A 16,920-nucleotide genomic window follows, 5' to 3' on the forward strand; every position below is an offset into this window, starting at 1 on the left:
ACATCCTGTTTGGGCGGGCGTTCGATTGGCTTGTCCGGCTGGGTTTGGGCGGGCTGGTTTTCGTTGGAATCAAGCCGATTCTGGATTTTGGGAAGTTTGGTTGAACGGGCTGTGATTGGTTCATCGTGACGGTCATCGTTACCATTTCGTTACCGTCCCTGTCGCATGCGGGAGGGGAGGGGCGTCGGCGTGTCGCAAGAGGTTCGAATGCGCCGACAACGGCGTTCCCGGTCAGAATGCAGTCGAGACCCTGGAGAAACCGTAACTATGGGCGTCTTGCGCGAAGTGCTTTCACTCTTGATTGGCTGCGGATCCAGTCGGCGGCTTTCGGGTCGATGACGCGGGCGATCCAGTCGAGATTCGCGCACTGCCCGTCGAGATACCGGTTCTCGTCCGCGAGGTTGTCGAGCACCAGGTGCTCCTGGTGCGATAGCCGGTTGCGCAGGTCGCGCATCGTTTTGACGTGACTTTCGAATACGGCGCGCTTGCGCGATGGGTAGTTCGGCATGCCGCCGTTCGCCGGATCCCGCAAAGCCCTCCACACGGTCTGTTCCAGTCTGGAGGAGAGCAGGAAACACCATGAGCCGAGCGACATGTCGGCGATCACGCGTCCCGGCGTGACCGGTTTGCCTGAATGCCGTATCTGCCGCTCGATCTCCGTAACCGATGTTTCGAACCGTCTTGTCTTGGACGAGTTGAACCGGAACCTTGCGTCGTCCCTGTACCAGTCCTCGTGCCCGCAGGCTCTGGCGAGGCGCTCGGACATGAAGTTACGCAGTAGCACCTCCACATGAGCTATGTCTTCGAGCAAGGCCTTGGAAATCCGTCCGTTCCACACGTACAGGTCGATCACGTCGCAATCGGTCGTCTGCGCGGAGCGCACGTACGTGCTCATGCGCTCGGTTGAGAACCATCGTTGCAGGTCGGTGAGCGTGACGGGTTGACTTTCAGGACTCATGGCGGCTATACTACTAGCGAATGCCCCGGAACGTCACTCATGCGAAACATCATGAAACCCCGGGGATTTTTCTTTCCTGCACAACCAATTGCGGCCTAGGTCTGCGGTCATTGTTACCCATCGTTACCACAGCGGCCTTCTGCCTCAAACAACGAAGCCGCAAAACCCAAGCGGGAGTAAGGTTTTGTGGTCGGGATAGCGGGATTTGAAACCGCGACATCCTGTTAGGATTCGGGAGTTCTTGGCTAGCCTTAGCGTTCTTGGCTCACCCCAAAACCATTGGAATTAAGCCGTTCCTCGTTTTTCTGTTTCTTGGTTCAGACCGTTCGGATTGACGAATCGTGACGGTCATTGTTAGTAAAATGTTAACGTCTCGGAGCTTATGGACGGCGAAATCATGCGGTGTGTCGAAACGCGGTCAGAAGAATATACTACTTGGTTTTCTCGGCGCGATTCCGATCTGTTTGGAACAAGCGATTTGAAGAGAGCGGCAATGGTTGTCTACTCATTGGGCTGCGGCTCATGTTCGAGCACGAGCCTCATCTTGCTGTTGTCCATCAGCCATGCGTACAGATCCCGGTCCAGAATCATCGCCAGATCGAAACAGGACTGCACCGCGTTCGCCAGCGTGATGCGCCGGTTCTCGCCCGGCAGCGGGATACCGTTGACGAGCGGCTCGTGGTGGGCGACCCGGTTGCGCAGGGCATGCACGGTCTTGACGATGCCCAGCGCATATCTTCTCGTCCATCGTTCTTCCACCGCACGCGCGTACTGACGTCCATTGGAGAATGTCTTGTCAAGGCCCTTGCGCCAGAAGTCGTTTTCGTAGTCGGCGTGGCTCTGGTCCGGCCACTTCGTGTGGATTGTGCCGCCGTCCTCCAAAAGGTTGCGCCAGAATCCGAACGTCAATGACGCGACGAGATGGCCGTGCGTACGATGCTTTCGTTGTTGCGAGGTGAGATGGCTCCATGCCTCGCGAATCTGGTATTGGGTACGATCGTCAAATCGGAGCACCGCCATATACCAGTCCTCAGTATTGGATTGTTTCAAAGAGATGAGGGACAACTGCCGGTCCATGCGATTACGCAAGGCGACCTCAAGGATGGCGATATCACCCATGCAGGCGCTGGCCATGTCATGATCCCACAGATATAACCGCAGTGCCGGACATGAGCGTCGTCGGGCCTCGGAATCGTAGGATGCGAGTCGTTCGTCGGTGATGCACGTGCGCAATGCCCTCTCCTGCGGACTGCCCTTGCGAGGGGTGCGCGAGAGGAAATCGGGCTCTGGGTTTGACTGTCGGCTCATAACCCACTATCATATTCCATGAATTCCCCCAAAGGGCCTCTCCGGACGGTCTTCGACTCAGCCGTGATGCACTGGGGGTTCTCTTTTTCTCACCGGGAGAGTCATCAGTGAGATTTGTCACCCTAAGATGACAGATTCCGTTTGTCTCTCGACTTCCATGCTCTTTTCCATGAAGGTATGAGCCATACGCCGAAAACGGCGCAATCACTTTCACGGGAAAGAGGCTGGTATGGCGATCCAAAATCCGAATACGCCCATTGCAACAGATCATCGGCAACGGAATGGCGGTCTCCGACCGGTTGAATCGATGTCGGTTCAGGCGATTGGGTTGGTCAAGCGTGTGGTTTCCACTGATGGTTCCAGCCCGAGTGTGATTCTCAACGATGTCTCGTTGGATATTCCCGGCACCGGGTTGACGGCGATCGTCGGGCCTTCGGGCGCGGGCAAGACCTCTCTGTTGTACGTGTTGTCCGGTTTGGACAGGCCCGACTCGGGCCGGGTCGTCATCGGCGGCACCGACATCTACGCGTTGGACGAGGAGCGTCGTTCGCGGTTCATCCGCGGGCATATCGGTTTCGTGTTCCAGCAGTACAACCTCGTGCCGTATCTGACGGTCGAGGAGAACGTGATGCTGCCGCTCTCGCTCGCCCATCGCAAGGCCGACTACGTCCGGGTCACGCAGCTGCTGTCCCGGTTCGGTCTGCGCCAGAGGGCGAGGACCGTGGTGAGCGCCCTGTCCGGCGGCGAGCAGCAGCGCGTGGCCCTGTGCCGGGCCCTGCTCCTGCGTCCGTCGGTGGTATTCGCCGACGAGCCCACCGGCGCGCTCGACACCGCGAACAGCGAGCTCGTGCTGCAGGTGCTGCGAGAGCTGGCGGATTCGGGTTCCAGCGTGGTCATGGTCACGCATGACGCGGACGCCGCCGCCCTGGCCGATTGCGTGGTCTTCCTGCGTGACGGCGGGATCACCCACATCTCGGGCAAGCTGACCGCCGGGCAGATCGTCGAGGGCATGCGCCGCACGTTCGAGCCGGCCATGTCGCAGCGCGGTCAGGAGGCTCGTCGTGGGTAGGTATGTGCTTCGCGTGTTCCGCGACAATCTCGCGGGTTGGGTACCCACAATCATGGTGGTCGCGGTGGTGACCACGCTGGTGGGCGTGTGCATGAACCAGTTCGTGTGGACCTCGTCGCCTTCGTTCGCGTCGGCCGCCCAGCTGGCGGGTTTGGATCCGGCCGAGTTCGCCATGGTGTCGGTCACGATCTATGTCGTGGTGGCGTTGCTTGCGTTCTTCTCGCTGACGGTAGTCGGTTCGGCCACGGTCGACCGCATCCGCGGCACGTTCGCGCAATGGCGCCTCATGGGAGCCAGCCCGAGCCAGGTGCGCGCAGGCATGTGGATGCTCGTGGGCGTGGCGAGCCTCACCGGCTCGCTGATCGGCTCGCTGACCGCGATGCCGGCCAGCCTGCTCGCAGTCCCCGAGTTCGACGCAATGGCCGCGGAGAGCTTCGTCGGCGGGCTCGGCTCGTTCGTCCCTCCCGCGTTCGCGCCGTCCGCGGCGGCATGGCTCGGCTCGCTGCTGTTGGGCGTGGCCACGTGCATGCTGGGCGCGTTCGTGCCCTCAATGCGCGCGGCGAAGGTCCGTCCCATTGAGGCGATCCGTGGCAGGGACGCGCCGATCGGGCGGCATGAATGGCGGTATTGGGCGCGTTGGGCGCTCGGACTGGTTGTCATGGCGGCGGCATTGGCATTGGCGTTCTCCGGCATGGGCATGCCGCGCGCCCGCGCGTTCGGACAGGAGGCCGGACAGACGTTCAACGGCGCATTATGGGCCGGAATCATCGCGTCGTTCGGCATGTACGTCCTCGCCGGCGTGCTGGTCCCGATTCTGTTGGACGCGGGACGCGTCATGTGCCGCCTGTGCGGGTCGGCGACCGGCATGCTCGCGGCCCGTGCCGCCAAGGCGAAGGCCGTGTCCAGTATGAACACCATCGCCCCGCTCGCACTGGCTCTGGGATTGTCCGCGACCCTGCTGACCTGCGCGCGCTCCTACGGGCGGATACTGGCCCTGGGCGGCCATCCGACCAGCCTGAATTACACGGACTCGCTGCTGATGATCGCGATGCTGTGCATCGTGTCCCTAGCCACGAGCCTAGCCGTCATCGCGTTGTCGAGCCGCGGCATGGTCGCCGACCAGGCGCTGCTGCGCAGCCTCGGCCTGTCGCCGCGCCGGGTGACGCGCATGATCCTGTGGCAGAGCCTGCAACTGGCCGCCGGCGCGGTCGTCCTCGCGCTCATCCCGGTCGCCGTCAGCTCGCTCGTGCTCGCCGCACGCTCCATCACGCTCGTCGGCGTTCCGGTGGCCGAGATCCCGTGGACCGGTGTGATCGGCGCGGCAGCGGCCTGCTGGCTGGCGTTGTGCCTCATCCAGTACATGCAGATCCGCCCCGCGTTGCGCCGCAGCGCGGCCGACGCGATCAGAAGCCGTTGACGGCCCCGGATTCGGAAAAACAGGAGGATGATCATGCCTGTCCGATACACGGTCATGCCGAGGCGCACCCCGGCGTCCATGTTGCTCGCATTCCTGCTGATCCTGACGGCCTTGTTCGGGCTGACGGCGTGCGGCTCCGTCCAAGGCTCCTGGCCTGACGGCCAGTATGCCGGCCGGGTGCCCGAACCCGACCGGGTGACGACCCGCATCAGGGACGAGACCGACAACGGCTACCTGATCGACGTGTCATGGACCATCGCCGAAGCGAAGGACTACGCGCGAAAGATCAAGGACGCGGGCTTCACCCGCAACGCCACCGAGGAGGAACAGGCCGGCGTATACGACTACACGGCCGACGACGGCACCGTCAAGGTCTCCATCAGCGCATTGCCCGGCGACAACGGCGCCATCAACATCAACAAGCTCCAATGACATTCAAAAGGATCGGCACTCATGGACATTCCCGCACATCACGAACCGTCGCCCGGCAAGCCCCTGCCGGCGCCATCGCCCGTCCCGGAGCCCGGCCGGCCGAATCCGCCTCGACCATTGCCAGCCGCGACCGCACCGAACGATTCGATCGTCGGGTTCCTGTTGCTTGGCCTGCTCCTGTCCCTGCCCGGCGTGCTGATCGCGTGGATCACCGGCCGCGACGGGCACGGATGGGAGCATGGCGGCCGTGTCGCCGCATGGATCGGGGCGCTGCTCTCGCCGTTCGTATGGCTGGCCATCATCATCGTGTTCACTGTGCTGTTCACCGGTTCGGTCACGATGCTCGGCTGCCTGATGCCCGGCGCGGACTGCCTCGCCCAGTGAACACGCCGATGACCCTGCGAGGTGGCACAGTGGATCGTATGGAGCGGCAAACGGTGAACGTCGGCAGGGTCACTGCCATAGCCATGCCATTATGCGTGCTCGCGGTCGAGATGGCGATGCTCACGTGGGAGCGCATGATAGGCACCTCATTGGATTCGATGTACACGCTCGCCAAGCAGACCGGCGGATTCATAATGCTGCTGCTGTTCCAGCTCCTGTCATGCCTGGCATTGGTGTTCCGTTACCGGGCCCCGTCCGCCACGTTGGCATCGCAGCTCATCCTGACCCTGGTCCTGTCCTCCTGTCATGCGGACTCGATTCTGCTGGTCCAACTGGTCGCGGCGTTCTACGCGTTCATGCGTACGGCCGGGGAACGCCGCATGTACATCGGGTCCCTCGCGACGACGTTGACCGTGACTTTGGCGACGTTCATGTCATGGCCCGCCAGCCGGTTCCTCAGCGAATGGCCCGGCCGTATCCTCCTGCTCGCCCTCGCCGGCGCGATCGCCCTGGCGCGCCGCGGCATGGTCCAGGCCGGGAACGCCACGGCCGCCGCCGGCCTGGAACACCGGCGCGCGCAGACCGCCGTCAAGCAGCGTGACGCCGCGGTGCGTCGTTCGCGCATCGCCGGGCAGCTGCACGACAGCGTGGGCCACGGGCTGACCGCGATCATCGCCCTGTCCGAAGGATTGAGCGGCAAGACCGACGACCCGCGCGTGGAGGAGGCCCTGAAAGGCATCAACGAGATCGCACGGGAAAGCTTGGCGGACACGCGCAAGGCCGTGCGCGCACTGACCGAGACCGAAACGACCGACGAAAACGAGAAGCCTGCCGAGCCGGGCTCCCGGAGCATGCGTTCATGGGATGACATTCGTCCGATCCTCGCACACGCCCGCGCGCTCGGCATCATCACCGTATTCACTGAAACCGGCGTCCGCGTCGCCAACGAACCCCAGGCGGACCTCTGCTTCGACGTGACCCGAGAGGCCATAACCAACGCCATCCGTCACGGCAAGCACGTCACGCATCTCAACGTCTCATGGAACCACCAGCCTCTGAACGGAGTCACTGTCATCGTCCGCAACGACGGAGCCGGCGACGCGGCGCCAACCGCCACGCCCGGTGATGGCACCGGACTGGTCAGACTGTCATGGCGCGTGCAAGACGCCGGCGGTACGTTCGCCTATGGGCCGGTCGATGGCACCGAATGGCAGGTCAAAGCGGTCATTCCCTCAACCGGGAACATGACCGGGAAACGACCAGTCGAAAGGAAGATCCAACCATGATCCGCGTGATGCTCGTGGACGACCAGAGACTGGCACGACTCGGCTTCCAGCTCATGCTCGACGACGTGACCGACATCACCGTCATCGCCTCGGCGGAGAACGGGCAAGCCGCCATCGACACACTCAACCAGTTGAATGCCGATCACCGGCCATTGCCCGATGTAATCCTCATGGACGTGCGCATGCCCGGCATGGACGGCATCGAAGCAACCCGACACATCGTCAAAAACTGGCCCACCATCAGAATCCTCATCCTCACCACCTACGACGAAGACGACTATGCCTTCGGCGGACTCGACGCGAGAGCCAGCGGATTCCTGTTGAAAGACGTCACCAAGCGCGCGCTGGTGGATGCGATTCATGCCATCACCGGCGGTGATGCGATCCTTACCCCGCGCATCACTAGACAGGTGCTGGAACGAGGCATTCCCCATCCCACGGGAGACCAACGGCAACGGGAATTGCGCGCATCGTTCGACACTCTCACCCCGCGGCAGCGTGAGATCTGCTCACTCATCGCAGAAGGACTCAGTAACGAGGAAATCGCCGGACGACTCGTCATCGAGCCCAATTCGGTCAAACGCACAGTCAGTCGCATCCTTACGACTCTCGGGCTCAGGGACCGCACCCAGATCGCCGTCAACTGGTACAAGGCGGGAGGGATGTAAGCATCTCATCGTCATGCCACCGAAAATCAAACAGAAAGAAGCGCACAATGGATACTCTGCTCATCGTCGACATGCTGCCCACGTACGGGTTGCTGTGCTATCTGCTGATCGGCATGTGCGTCACGCTGGCGTTCCGTGGGCTTGCACATGCGGGCGGAAAACGGCGGTGACTGCGTTTCGCCGTCATCATGTTGCTGATCTGTTCGTTATCCGTCGCCCTGCTCGCCTACGCGACGTACATCATCGCGATGCCATACGTGCAACCCGACATGGTCGATTTCTACCACACATACCGCCCCGCTGTACCGGTGTTCCTCACGGGACTGTTCTGCGTGCAGTTCGTGTCCGGCGTCAATGCTCTGTATCGGGAGAAGCAGCCGGATACGTCTCGCACACATGGCTAACGTTCGTTTCGGTCAATTAATTGTCTACGGCATTCTTGCTGAGCTTGCCACTGAATGCTTGGTTCACGAGGGTGTAGACGGCTTGTGCGACGCCGATGACGCCGGTGAGGACGATGCCCCACCCGTAGCCGTGGAAGCCGTTGGTGGCGGCGATGGCGATGATGCCGAGCAGGATGCTTACTCCGAGGCTGGTCAGGCCCACGTAGTCGGCGGGGATATGCTTCTTGAACGCCTGAATCAGGGCCGGTGCGATGAGGGCGACGATACCGGCGGCGAGGGTGGTCGCTGCGGAAATATCCATAAGGTTCTCCTTGGATTGATTGGTCTTGGATATGGAAGGTGTGGCCTCCGGCGTGGTGCCGAAGGCTACAGACGGTTCAACGGCTACTTAGTAGCGCAGTTGCTGTCCGGGGTAGATCAGGTTCGGGTTCCTGAGGTTGTTGAGCTGGGCGACGCGCTGCCAGCCGGAAGCGCCGAAGATGCCGCTCAGTGTCTCGCCGCTCTTGACTACGTGGATCCGCGTGCCGGTCGCATTGACGTTGGCGGCGATAGTGCCGTTGCCTCGGTAGGTGACGGTCTGGCCGGGCCAGGTGCGGTTGATGTTCCCGCTGGGTACGCTCCATGCGGTCACGGGCCATAGTCCGGTGCGGGCGGCGATGCCGCTGATCGTGTCACCGGAACGCACCGTCACGCTGACCCCGTTGCCGGTGTTCGGCCGGGACGGCTGCGGCACGGGATTCGGCTTCGGCGTGGGTGTCGGCGCGGGTGCGGTGGTGTGGCCGCTGGGGTTGGCGTACTTGTTCCACTGCGTGGTCGTGCCGCGGAAGTAGTTGAGGTCCAATGGTCCGGCGTATCCGTTGATGCGTCCGTTGGACGTGTACTGTCGCATGGCCTCGCCGTAGCGTCCGTAGTTCCATGGACGCGTCTGGTAGCCGGTGGCGTTGTTGTTGGCGTACTGGGCGACCCACAGGCCGCAATGGGCGCGCACATCGGACGGGATCTGCCACAGGTGGGCGGCGGAAGTGTAGACGAGCGGCCATACCCCGGTGCGCGCGTGCACGCGGTTGACGAACACGCGGATCCAGTTGGAGTCGCCCCATGCGCTGTTCTGGTAGCTTTCCCAGTCGAGCACGAGCACCGCACTGCCTAGGTAGGGGCGGATGGTGTTCACGAAGTGGTCGGCCTCGGCCGTGGCGTTGCCGCCGCCGGCGTAGTGGTAGAAGCCGAGGCTCTTGCCCCGCTGCCGCACGCACTGCGCCTGACTGGTCATGTACCCGTTGGTGAAGCCGGTGCCCTGGGTGGCCTTGACGATGGCGAAATCGTAGTCGGCGGTGCAGGTGACGGTCGGAGACTGCCAGCCGGACACGTCGATGCCGCGCATGTCGGCCATCGCGCTGGGCGTGACCGTGAGCATGGCGAGCAGCAGCGCGAGCGTGGCGAATAGTCGGTGGGTGATCCTGGACATGCCTTTGTCCCTCTCTTTACGGGGAAAGCCCCACTGCGATTGGCGTCGCATGGGGCTTTCCGGTTGTGGCTGTTCGGTCTGTTCTGTTGTTCTTCAGTTATGCAGGTGACGATGCGACGGGTAGTTCCAGTCGTCGGTGTTGAGCCGGTGCCGGTAGTCGTCCTCCAGCTGCTGGACGCGCACGTGGCCGGGCCCGTTGCCGCCGCGATCCGTGTACGCTTTGCCGGCGTCCAATTGGTGCTCATGCTGCATGCGGCTCGTGGTGGGAAGGAACAGGGACTGCCGGTAGATCTCCAGTTCAAGGCGGCGGATGGTCGCGGATTCGGCGATGGCCTGTTCGAGGTTCCTGCGCTGGTCGATGCGGCGCAGCAGCCATGAGACCAACGAGGTGACGGCGCCGCTACCGATAACGGCGCAGACGACGAGTACCAGCGGTTGCGTGGTGGTGGGATTCATGTCGGCCTACTTCATGAAGCGGAGTCCGTAAAGGTTGCCGTCCTTGACGGCGATGCCCGTGTCAAGGGTGATGAACAAGGCTTTGGGATTCACGGTGCTGATTTCCATGGTGCAGGCTAGGTTATGGAGTGTCTTGTCGGTGATGTCCACCACGTACAGGTGCTTGTACGGCAGGATGCCGGTCGTGCTGGCCGCACGCCGCAGATAGAACGAGAACTCGGTGAAGTTGCCGCCCAATCCCTTGTGATAGAGCACGCAGTTGAAGGGGTATTGCAAGAGATTGTCCCGTGCGCCGAAGAACGTTTCCTCGTCCGCATACAGGTGAGCAGACATTATCGCGAATTGTACGGTTTTGCCATTGGTCTGCTCGATGCTCTGTTCTTTGTCCAGAGCGGTGAGGCGCGTGACCTGGGCGGCGGTAATGATGCCGGCTTGGGTGCTGCTTGCGGTTCTGACCGTCACCGTGCCGTCCGATGCCACGGATAGCGGCTGTGTGGTCGTGGCCGTGGGGATTTTGACGATGCCGGCGGTGGTGCTGGTGGCGATCGGCACGTTGCCTACTCCCCCCGGCTCTCCGGGGTCGCCCTTGTCGCCTTTCTCGCCTTGTTTGCCGCGTGGCAGTCCGAGGGCGATGGTGGTGTCCCCGTTCGTGTCCGTGCCGGTCGTGACGGTGGGTGTGGCGGTGTCCAATGCGGTGGCGGTGACGATGCTGATCTTGCTGCCGCGCGGGATGCCGAGGTTGAGTTTGCGTTTCAGCCCGGTGCCGGTCAACGCGCCGGTGGCCTTTTTCGTTGGGGTGAGCGTGGTGACGGTACCGATGTCGATGCTGGCGGTGTCGATCAGTTCCTGCGCCTTGCCGATCGTCTCGTGCAGATCCTTGAGCGGGTCGGCGATCTCGGGGGCCTTGGGGTTGATGCGGGATGGTTCGATGATGACGGGGATGTTGCGGCTGGCGATCACGTGCCAGTCGGCGTCCTCGATCTCGATGCCCACGACCATGCGGTCGGACGCCTGCTGCAGCAGCGCAGCGGGCACGGGAGTGGTGAAGCTGACCTGATGGACGCCGGTGGCGTTGTCGGTGTTGTTCTTCTTGCTCATGTCCGCGTATCCGCCGCCACTGGACGGATCCGTAGGGTCGCGGTTCCACGTGAGCCTCGCGGACAGACCGTTGAGGTCGTCCACATCGTCGCCGCCGTTGGTGATGTTGAATTTGAGAATCCGCCCGTCCCGGTCGCCGCCGTTGAGACGGATGGGCGGCGTGTAGTCGTTGGCGAGGTCGAGGGTCGTCTCGATCGTCCGGTACTTCTCTATCTCATAGGCCATGCACGGCTCCTTACTCGGTGGGTTCCTGTTTGACGAACATGCCGTCGGTGAACGTCCACGTGCCCGACGCATCCGTGAGGGTGATGGCGTCACCGAGGGTGATGGCGGTGTCCCCGTGGTGGAACGTGACACCGGACGTGGATTGGCGTATGGCCTGCGCGTGCGCGTCCGCGATGGTCGCGGCCTTGTCCCAGTCGGCTTGCCCGGTTGCAACGGTTTCTGTGGTCGCATCCCATTGGGGTTGCCGGGCGGTCAGTGTCGCCGTGGTCGCGTCCCACGAGGGTTGCTTGGCGGTGAGTGTCGCGCCGGTGCCGTCCCACGTGGCGGCCTTCGCGTCGAGCGTGTCGGCGGTGATGTTCCAGCGGCTGCCGTTGTCCACGACGGTCTGGGCGACCTGATCCCATTTCGACGCGTTCTGGGTGATCTGCTGGCTGCTGGCGTTCCATGCGCCCGCATTCGCCACCACACGGTCGAGCCGCTGCTCGGCGTTGCGGTTCGACTTGGTGAACCGTTCGATGATGTTGCCGATTGTGATGACCGTGAGCGCGGGGTCGAGCAGGTCCTCCTCCAGTTGGAGCACGCGGCCGGACAGGCGCAGGTCCGGGGTGAAGGTGGTGTCCACGAGCAGCACGCGGTCGCCGAGGGCGACGCCGGTGGTGTTCATGCCGGCGTGGGTGAAGGTGATCACGTCGGCCTCGTAGCTGACCGTGGGCGTGCTTCGCCGTTTCAGCTCGGCCTTGGTTTCGTCGAGGAGCTGCTGCTTGTCCTCGCAGTCGCCGTTCTCGTAGATGCCTTCGGCCGGGTGGATGCCAGTGGTGGTGACCTCCGAGAGGGACACGTCATCGAGGTAGATGGTTCCGGTCGGGTTCTCGATCCAGACGCGGATGGCGCTGCATTTGGCGTGGGTGGTGAACCGTCGTGTGGTCTTCGTCCATCGGCCGGTGTTCACGGGCGGGTCGAGGACGATGTTGGAGGTCGGGTACACGTTCACGTTCTGCGTGATCTTCATGCTGCACGATTGGCCGGCCGGCCCATGCGTCCATAACGTGAGTTGGTATTCGGTCGCGCCTTTGACGTCGATGTGGTCGCAGATCGCGGACGTGGCGCATGTGCTGGTGTCGGTGCCCATTCTGAGCATGACCTTGCCTTCGTATGGGGCCACGTCGCCGTCCTGTTTGACGAGCGCGTCGAGGAACGCGCTGTTGGGGATGAACAGCCATCCGTCGCCGTATTTCCTCTCGAACCCGCCGCCCACGACGAGGTTCTTACCCATGGTGCTCACGCTCGGGCCGGGCAGCCCCCACACGGCTGTTGCGGCCGAGTCTTCGACGTAGGGTTTGCCGCTGTTGATGCTGGAGAAGTCGATGCGTCGCCCATAGCCGCCGGTCTGGTTGCCGTCCTCGTCGGTGGCGGGCAGTCCCTTGCCGTACCCGTAGAGGCGGGTCTTGACCCCGGTCGCGTCCACGGTTCGCGTGATGCCCTTGAGGTCGTGCTCGTACTCGAACCGGCGTGGTGCGGGACTGGTCTGGTCGCCTTGGGTTTTGACGAGGCTCAATGCCCGGTCGGTGACGCGGGTGTGGGCGGCGTCCATGAGGTAGCCGGCGGTGATCTCCAAGCCGAAGGTCTCCGCGATGGATTCCACGGCTTCGAGCACGCTGACGTGGTAGAAGCTCAGGTCGGCGGTGCCGTCGCCTTCCACGGTGCCGACCGTCCACCGTGTGCCTTCCAATGCCTTGGCGAGGCATTGCGCGGCCGTGGCCCCGCGGTTGCGTTTGTCTTCGATGAACGTGTCGTCGAGTTCCTGGACGCTGCCCTTGCATACGAGGCTGGTGATGATGCGGGTCTCCTCGCGCCGGTGCTCGGGCGAGACGACGATGACTTCCTGCAGTCGGCCGCGTGGGTCGGTGAACACGAGCCGGTCGCCCTTGCCGATGCCGCTTTCGCCGGTGGCGGTGACCTCCAAGGTGCGGGTGCCGTCCACGCCGCTGGTCCATGTGGCGGACGTGATGCCGGTCAGGTCGGGTTTCGGCTGGTCCCACCGGTCGAAGCACGCGAAACGCATGGATTGTCTCCGTTCGTTAGATGAGCCATCGCGGCGTGTAGGTGACGTACTGCGTGTACTTTTTCACGTTCGTTTTCGGGCCTATGGTGCCGGTGAACGTGGCGTGGCCGGACGGGACGGTGGGATAGTCGTCGTCGATCGCGATCGCCCGCGCCTCGCCTTGCCATGTGACGTGGCGTTGCCCGCAGTCGATGACGAGCGGGTGCGCCTCGTCCCAGAGTCCCGCGCCGGTGAGCGTGTTCGCCACGTGCACCGTCCGGTCGTTGGCGGTGAAGGTGTGGGTGGTGGCGACTGGTGTCACGTCGTCCACCTTCTCGTCGATCAGCTGGTGGAACACGGGCGGCGTGGGCCGGTTGCCGAGGATCCGCGCATGCGTGGTCTTCCCGTCCAATTGCATGTCGATGCGCTGTTCGGGCCCGTACGCGTAGGGTTCCGCGTCCAAGGTCAGCGTGCACACGCTCCACTGGAGGGTTCCAGCGGCGTCGTGCCGGTCTGTCCACGCGCCGACCGCGAGTCGTCCCCGGTATTCGCCGAGGCCTGTCAGCCCTCCCATGCGGACGTGTCGGCCGTTGTGGCCGCCGATCAGGGTCTTGGCCTCCTCGATCTCCAAAGGGTCGCCGGCAGCGGCGACTTGTATGGTGATCTCGCGGCGTTCCATGGCCGGGTATCCGTGCATGTCGGTCAGGGTCGTGTCCCAGCCGCCGGAACGTCCGGGCGCCGATTGGAAGGCCGTCACGGGCGCGGATTCCCCGATGGTGATGCCGCCGGCGATGGCGAACACGGCATGATCGCTGAGGTGTCTGCCGTCGATGGTCAGCCGGCTCTTGTCGAGTGTGAGGCCGCGGATCCGGTTGGTGTTCACTAGTAGCCCCTTGCCCTTCGGTTGCCGAGCGCCTTGTCGATGGCGGGCGCGAGCTCGCCGGCCATCACCCCACTGTCGAGCAGCAAGCGCATGGCCGGCATGCCCTGCAGCGCCTCCGTGACGGCGGTGATGATGTCGTCCCGCGTCAACGGGCGCGCGCTGCCGGCGTTCGTGTTGGTGTCGTGTCGGCTGGTGTCGTCGGTGATGGTGTGGATGCGGGTGGTGCGGGTCACGTCCGCATCCGCCTCCAGCCGGAACGGATTGTCCCCAGCCACGTGATCGAACGCGCTGTAAGCTTGCCCGGCGAGGCTGGCGGCGGCCTTGCTGACGGTCTTGGTGGTGTCGATGATGCCGTTGGCCAGTCCCCGGCCGACCATGACGCCCACGGTGTCTCGCATGAGCTTGGACGGGCTTGCGATGCCGAAGAAGCTCTTGACCGCGTTCCATGCCGATTTGGCGAGGCCGACGATGGCGTCCTTGATCGCGCCGCCCGCGTTCATCAGGCCGTTCTTGATGCCTTCGATGACGTTGCGGCCGAGCCCGCCCCAGTCCACGTTGGTCAGCCCGTCCCAGATCGCCCTGATGATCTGCGGGATCGCGCCGATGAGTTGGGGTATGGCCTGGATGATGCCGACGACGAGCTTGCCGAGCAGGACGAGGCCGGTCTCGATGATCTGCGGCAGGTGCCGGCCGATGCCGTTGATGAACCCGCTGATGATCTGCGGCAACGCGGCCACGAGTTGGGGTATCGCGTCGATGATGCCGGTGATGAACTTCAGCAGCAGGTCCACGCCCGTGGTCAGGATCCGCGGCAGCATGCCGAGGATCCCGTCCACGAAGCCGGTGATGATCCGTGGCAGCGCGGCGATGAGTTGGGGCAGGGCGTTGAGGATGCCTTCGACGAACTTCGCCAGCAGGTTCAACCCGGACTCGATGATCCTGGGCAGGTTGTCGATGATACCCTGCACCAAGGTGACGATCATCTGCATCGCGACCGGCAGCAGGGTCGGCAGCGCGTTGGCGATGCCGTCCACCAATGAGGTGAGGATGCCGGCGGCGACGGTGAGGATCTGCGGCAGGTTCTGGGTGATGCCCTGCAGCACCGAGGTCAGCAATGTCAGCCCGGATTGCATGAGCACGGGCAGCTGGGTGGCCACCCAGTTCTGGAACTCGGTGATGTGCCCGGGCAGGGTGACGGTCAGGAACTCGGTGACGTGGGTCTGCAACTGTCCGCCGAGACTGGTGTTCAACGCGCCCAACGCGACGACCAGCGCGCCGATGATGGCCGCGATGCCGAAGTACTTGAGGAAGTTGGCCGGGTTGAAGAAGTTCAGGAACATGCTCCCGATCCCTTGCAGCCCCGCCTGTATCGGCCCGGCCAACGTCGAGCCGAACCCTTGGAACGCGGTGGAGAACGCGCTGGTGACCGGTGAGAGGAACCCTCCCACGCGTCCCGCCAGCGCTTGGAACGGTGCGGCGAGTTTCGAGCCGATGCCGGTGACGCCCTGTTGCAGGGGCACGTAGACCTTGCTGTCGAACATGCCGACGAGGGTCGAGCCCACGTCGCCCAGTCCGCTTCTGACACGGTTGGACATCATGCCGAAGATGCCGCCGAAGTTCGCGTCCACCAATCCGAGGGCGTTGCCCCACCGGGTGCCGAGGTCGGTGAAGATCCCGCCCGCGTCGGCGGCGATGCCCTTGAGCTTGCCGAAGTCGCCCTTGACGGTGGAGACGAGCATGCCCGCGCCGTCGCCGGCGAGGGTGAACGCGTCGAGGATCTGCGGCGTGTACTGGCCGATCACGGTGAACCCGGCGAACGCGCCCACCAAGAGCCCGGCCTGTTCGGCGAGGTCCTTGACGGTGATGCTGCCGTCCGCCAATCCGTCGGCGAGTTTCTGGATCCATGGGGTGACGCGCTGCACCGCGCCGGCGAGCTTGGAGCCCAACTGGTCGGCGAGCGGCTGGATGGCGGTGTTCACCTTGTCGATGGCCGGCGTGAGCACGTTGAACACATCCCGCAGGGCATTCAACGCGGGGGTCGCGGCCTTCTGGCCCAAGCGGCTGAGCGCGGCCTTGACGTTGGCCAATGCGCCGCTGAAGGTCTCGCCGGCGGCCAAGGCGGCTCCGCCCAAGTAGGTGTCCATGGCGGTGGCGAACGTCTGGAAGTCGATCTTGCCTTCCGACACCATGTCGGACACGTCCTGCGTGGAGACGCCCAACTGGTCGGAGAGCGCCTGGAGGACGGGCACGCCACGCGAGGTGAGCTGAAGCATGTCATCGCCCTGAAGCTTGCCGCGCGCCATCACGGAAGTGAAGATCGCGCCCGCGTCACTGAAGCCCATGCCGGCGATCTGCGCGGTGTCGCCCACGGTCTTCAGTACCTTGGTGAGCTGTTCGCCCGGCTTGATGCCGCTGGCGACGGCGCTGGCGGCGACGGTGGCGGCCTCGTCGAGCCCGTACGCGGTGCCCTTGACGGCCGCGTTGGCGTTGGCCATGATCTCGGTGATGGTTTCGGCGCTGTGGCCGAGGCCCTTGAGTTTGGCTTGGGCGTTCTCGATGTTCAGGGCGCGGGCGAACCCGCCCTTGGCGGTGAGGGCGGTGATGCCGCCGCCGATCGTGCTCAGGGCGCCGAGGCCGAGTTTGCCGATGGTGGCGAAGCCCTTGCCGGACGCCTTGACGAGGCTGGTCGAGAGGTTGCCGCCGAGCTTCCGCCCGGCGGGCTTGAGGTCGATGCCGCCGAGTTCGGCGGCGATCCTGTTCTGCGCGCCCTTCAACGTGGGGACGATGTTCACCCATGCGGTCGCCAACGTGGCCATTTCGTCCCCT

Annotated in this window: 17 protein-coding genes; 8 read left to right on the forward strand and 9 right to left on the reverse strand. The window is 63.8% G+C overall.

The window, feature by feature from the left end:
- Window positions 1-265: 265 nt before the first annotated feature.
- Together BG22_RS02675 and BG22_RS02680 are read right to left on the reverse strand one after the other, a co-directional pair.
- Window positions 266-958 (reverse strand): Abi family protein, encoded by a 693-nt coding sequence (locus BG22_RS02675; RefSeq protein ID WP_140492908.1) that lies wholly within the window; start codon window positions 956-958, stop codon window positions 266-268.
- A 501-nt stretch (window positions 959-1,459) separates the two neighbouring features.
- Window positions 1,460-2,266 (reverse strand): Abi family protein, encoded by an 807-nt coding sequence (locus BG22_RS02680; RefSeq protein ID WP_140492911.1) that lies wholly within the window; start codon window positions 2,264-2,266, stop codon window positions 1,460-1,462.
- Window positions 2,267-2,573: 307 nt separating this feature from the next.
- Between BG22_RS02680 and BG22_RS02685 the strand changes: the two genes are divergently transcribed.
- Genes BG22_RS02685 through BG22_RS11055 form a run of 8 tightly spaced genes read left to right on the forward strand, consistent with a single transcriptional unit; the run spans window position 2,574 to window position 7,926 of the window.
- Entirely contained in the window at window positions 2,574-3,335 is a 762-nt protein-coding gene (locus BG22_RS02685) for an ABC transporter ATP-binding protein (protein WP_140492913.1), read from the forward strand.
- The gene (locus BG22_RS02690) at window positions 3,328-4,752 is read left to right on the forward strand and encodes an FtsX-like permease family protein (protein WP_140492916.1); all 1,425 of its coding nucleotides are present in this window, start codon (window positions 3,328-3,330) and stop codon (window positions 4,750-4,752) included. Before BG22_RS02685 ends, BG22_RS02690 begins: the two co-directional genes overlap by 8 nt.
- A gap of 33 nt (window positions 4,753-4,785) precedes the next feature.
- Complete coding sequence (locus BG22_RS02695) at window positions 4,786-5,184, forward strand: DUF6591 domain-containing protein (RefSeq protein WP_140492919.1); 399 nt, start codon at window positions 4,786-4,788, stop codon at window positions 5,182-5,184.
- 21 nt (window positions 5,185-5,205) lie between these two features.
- Window positions 5,206-5,568: a hypothetical protein gene (locus BG22_RS02700; protein WP_140492923.1), complete on the forward strand. Its 363-nt coding sequence runs from the start codon at window positions 5,206-5,208 to the stop codon at window positions 5,566-5,568.
- A gap of 38 nt (window positions 5,569-5,606) precedes the next feature.
- Window positions 5,607-6,854, forward strand: coding sequence for a sensor histidine kinase (locus tag BG22_RS02705; protein ID WP_258186173.1), 1,248 nt, complete (start codon window positions 5,607-5,609; stop codon window positions 6,852-6,854).
- Window positions 6,851-7,522 (forward strand): response regulator transcription factor, encoded by a 672-nt coding sequence (locus BG22_RS02710; RefSeq protein ID WP_140492926.1) that lies wholly within the window; start codon window positions 6,851-6,853, stop codon window positions 7,520-7,522. Before BG22_RS02705 ends, BG22_RS02710 begins: the two co-directional genes overlap by 4 nt.
- A gap of 47 nt (window positions 7,523-7,569) precedes the next feature.
- On the forward strand, window positions 7,570-7,692 hold the full coding sequence (locus tag BG22_RS11050) for a hypothetical protein (protein ID WP_258186174.1): 123 nt from the start codon (window positions 7,570-7,572) through the stop codon (window positions 7,690-7,692).
- Between the two features lie 18 nt (window positions 7,693-7,710).
- Window positions 7,711-7,926: a hypothetical protein gene (locus BG22_RS11055; RefSeq protein WP_258186175.1), complete on the forward strand. Its 216-nt coding sequence runs from the start codon at window positions 7,711-7,713 to the stop codon at window positions 7,924-7,926.
- Between the two features lie 16 nt (window positions 7,927-7,942).
- Here BG22_RS11055 and BG22_RS02720 read toward each other — a convergent pair whose 3' ends face one another.
- From BG22_RS02720 to BG22_RS02750, 7 genes are all read right to left on the reverse strand, one after another.
- Window positions 7,943-8,227 carry a hypothetical protein gene (locus tag BG22_RS02720; protein WP_140492929.1) on the reverse strand — a complete coding sequence of 95 codons (285 nt, stop codon included), beginning with the start codon at window positions 8,225-8,227 and terminating at the stop codon, window positions 7,943-7,945.
- Window positions 8,228-8,314: 87 nt separating this feature from the next.
- Window positions 8,315-9,391 carry a GH25 family lysozyme gene (locus BG22_RS02725; protein WP_140492932.1) on the reverse strand — a complete coding sequence of 359 codons (1,077 nt, stop codon included), beginning with the start codon at window positions 9,389-9,391 and terminating at the stop codon, window positions 8,315-8,317.
- 93 nt (window positions 9,392-9,484) lie between these two features.
- The gene (locus BG22_RS02730) at window positions 9,485-9,847 is read right to left on the reverse strand and encodes a hypothetical protein (RefSeq protein ID WP_140492935.1); all 363 of its coding nucleotides are present in this window, start codon (window positions 9,845-9,847) and stop codon (window positions 9,485-9,487) included.
- Between the two features lie 6 nt (window positions 9,848-9,853).
- The gene (locus BG22_RS02735; protein ID WP_140492938.1) at window positions 9,854-11,170 is read right to left on the reverse strand and encodes a hypothetical protein; all 1,317 of its coding nucleotides are present in this window, start codon (window positions 11,168-11,170) and stop codon (window positions 9,854-9,856) included.
- 10 nt (window positions 11,171-11,180) lie between these two features.
- A complete protein-coding gene (locus BG22_RS02740) occupies window positions 11,181-13,232 on the reverse strand; it encodes a phage tail spike protein (RefSeq protein ID WP_140492941.1) in 2,052 nt (683 codons plus the stop codon).
- Between the two features lie 16 nt (window positions 13,233-13,248).
- Window positions 13,249-14,094 carry a hypothetical protein gene (locus BG22_RS02745; RefSeq protein WP_140492944.1) on the reverse strand — a complete coding sequence of 282 codons (846 nt, stop codon included), beginning with the start codon at window positions 14,092-14,094 and terminating at the stop codon, window positions 13,249-13,251.
- A complete protein-coding gene (locus tag BG22_RS02750) occupies window positions 14,094-16,910 on the reverse strand; it encodes a tape measure protein (protein ID WP_140492947.1) in 2,817 nt (938 codons plus the stop codon). The genes BG22_RS02745 and BG22_RS02750 overlap by 1 nt, the downstream gene beginning before the upstream one ends.
- Window positions 16,911-16,920 lie beyond the last annotated feature (10 nt).

The organism is Bifidobacterium sp. UTBIF-78, from assembly GCF_006408945.1.
Classification (GTDB): Bacteria; Actinomycetota; Actinomycetes; order Actinomycetales; family Bifidobacteriaceae; genus Bifidobacterium; species Bifidobacterium myosotis.

Coding starts and splice junctions, on each gene's coding strand:
- BG22_RS02675 (WP_140492908.1), bottom strand. CDS start 958: ATGAGTCCTGAAAGTCAACCCGTCACGCTCACCGACCTGCAACGATGG.
- BG22_RS02680 (WP_140492911.1), bottom strand. CDS start 2,266: ATGAGCCGACAGTCAAACCCAGAGCCCGATTTCCTCTCGCGCACCCCT.
- BG22_RS02685 (WP_140492913.1), top strand. CDS start 2,574: ATGTCGGTTCAGGCGATTGGGTTGGTCAAGCGTGTGGTTTCCACTGAT.
- BG22_RS02695 (WP_140492919.1), top strand. CDS start 4,786: ATGCCTGTCCGATACACGGTCATGCCGAGGCGCACCCCGGCGTCCATG.
- BG22_RS02700 (WP_140492923.1), top strand. CDS start 5,206: ATGGACATTCCCGCACATCACGAACCGTCGCCCGGCAAGCCCCTGCCG.
- BG22_RS02705 (WP_258186173.1), top strand. CDS start 5,607: ATGGAGCGGCAAACGGTGAACGTCGGCAGGGTCACTGCCATAGCCATG.
- BG22_RS02710 (WP_140492926.1), top strand. CDS start 6,851: ATGATCCGCGTGATGCTCGTGGACGACCAGAGACTGGCACGACTCGGC.
- BG22_RS11050 (WP_258186174.1), top strand. CDS start 7,570: ATGGATACTCTGCTCATCGTCGACATGCTGCCCACGTACGGGTTGCTG.
- BG22_RS11055 (WP_258186175.1), top strand. CDS start 7,711: ATGTTGCTGATCTGTTCGTTATCCGTCGCCCTGCTCGCCTACGCGACG.
- BG22_RS02720 (WP_140492929.1), bottom strand. CDS start 8,227: ATGGATATTTCCGCAGCGACCACCCTCGCCGCCGGTATCGTCGCCCTC.
- BG22_RS02725 (WP_140492932.1), bottom strand. CDS start 9,391: ATGTCCAGGATCACCCACCGACTATTCGCCACGCTCGCGCTGCTGCTC.
- BG22_RS02730 (WP_140492935.1), bottom strand. CDS start 9,847: ATGAATCCCACCACCACGCAACCGCTGGTACTCGTCGTCTGCGCCGTT.
- BG22_RS02735 (WP_140492938.1), bottom strand. CDS start 11,170: ATGGCCTATGAGATAGAGAAGTACCGGACGATCGAGACGACCCTCGAC.
- BG22_RS02740 (WP_140492941.1), bottom strand. CDS start 13,232: ATGCGTTTCGCGTGCTTCGACCGGTGGGACCAGCCGAAACCCGACCTG.
- BG22_RS02750 (WP_140492947.1), bottom strand. CDS start 16,910: ATGGCCACGTTGGCGACCGCATGGGTGAACATCGTCCCCACGTTGAAG.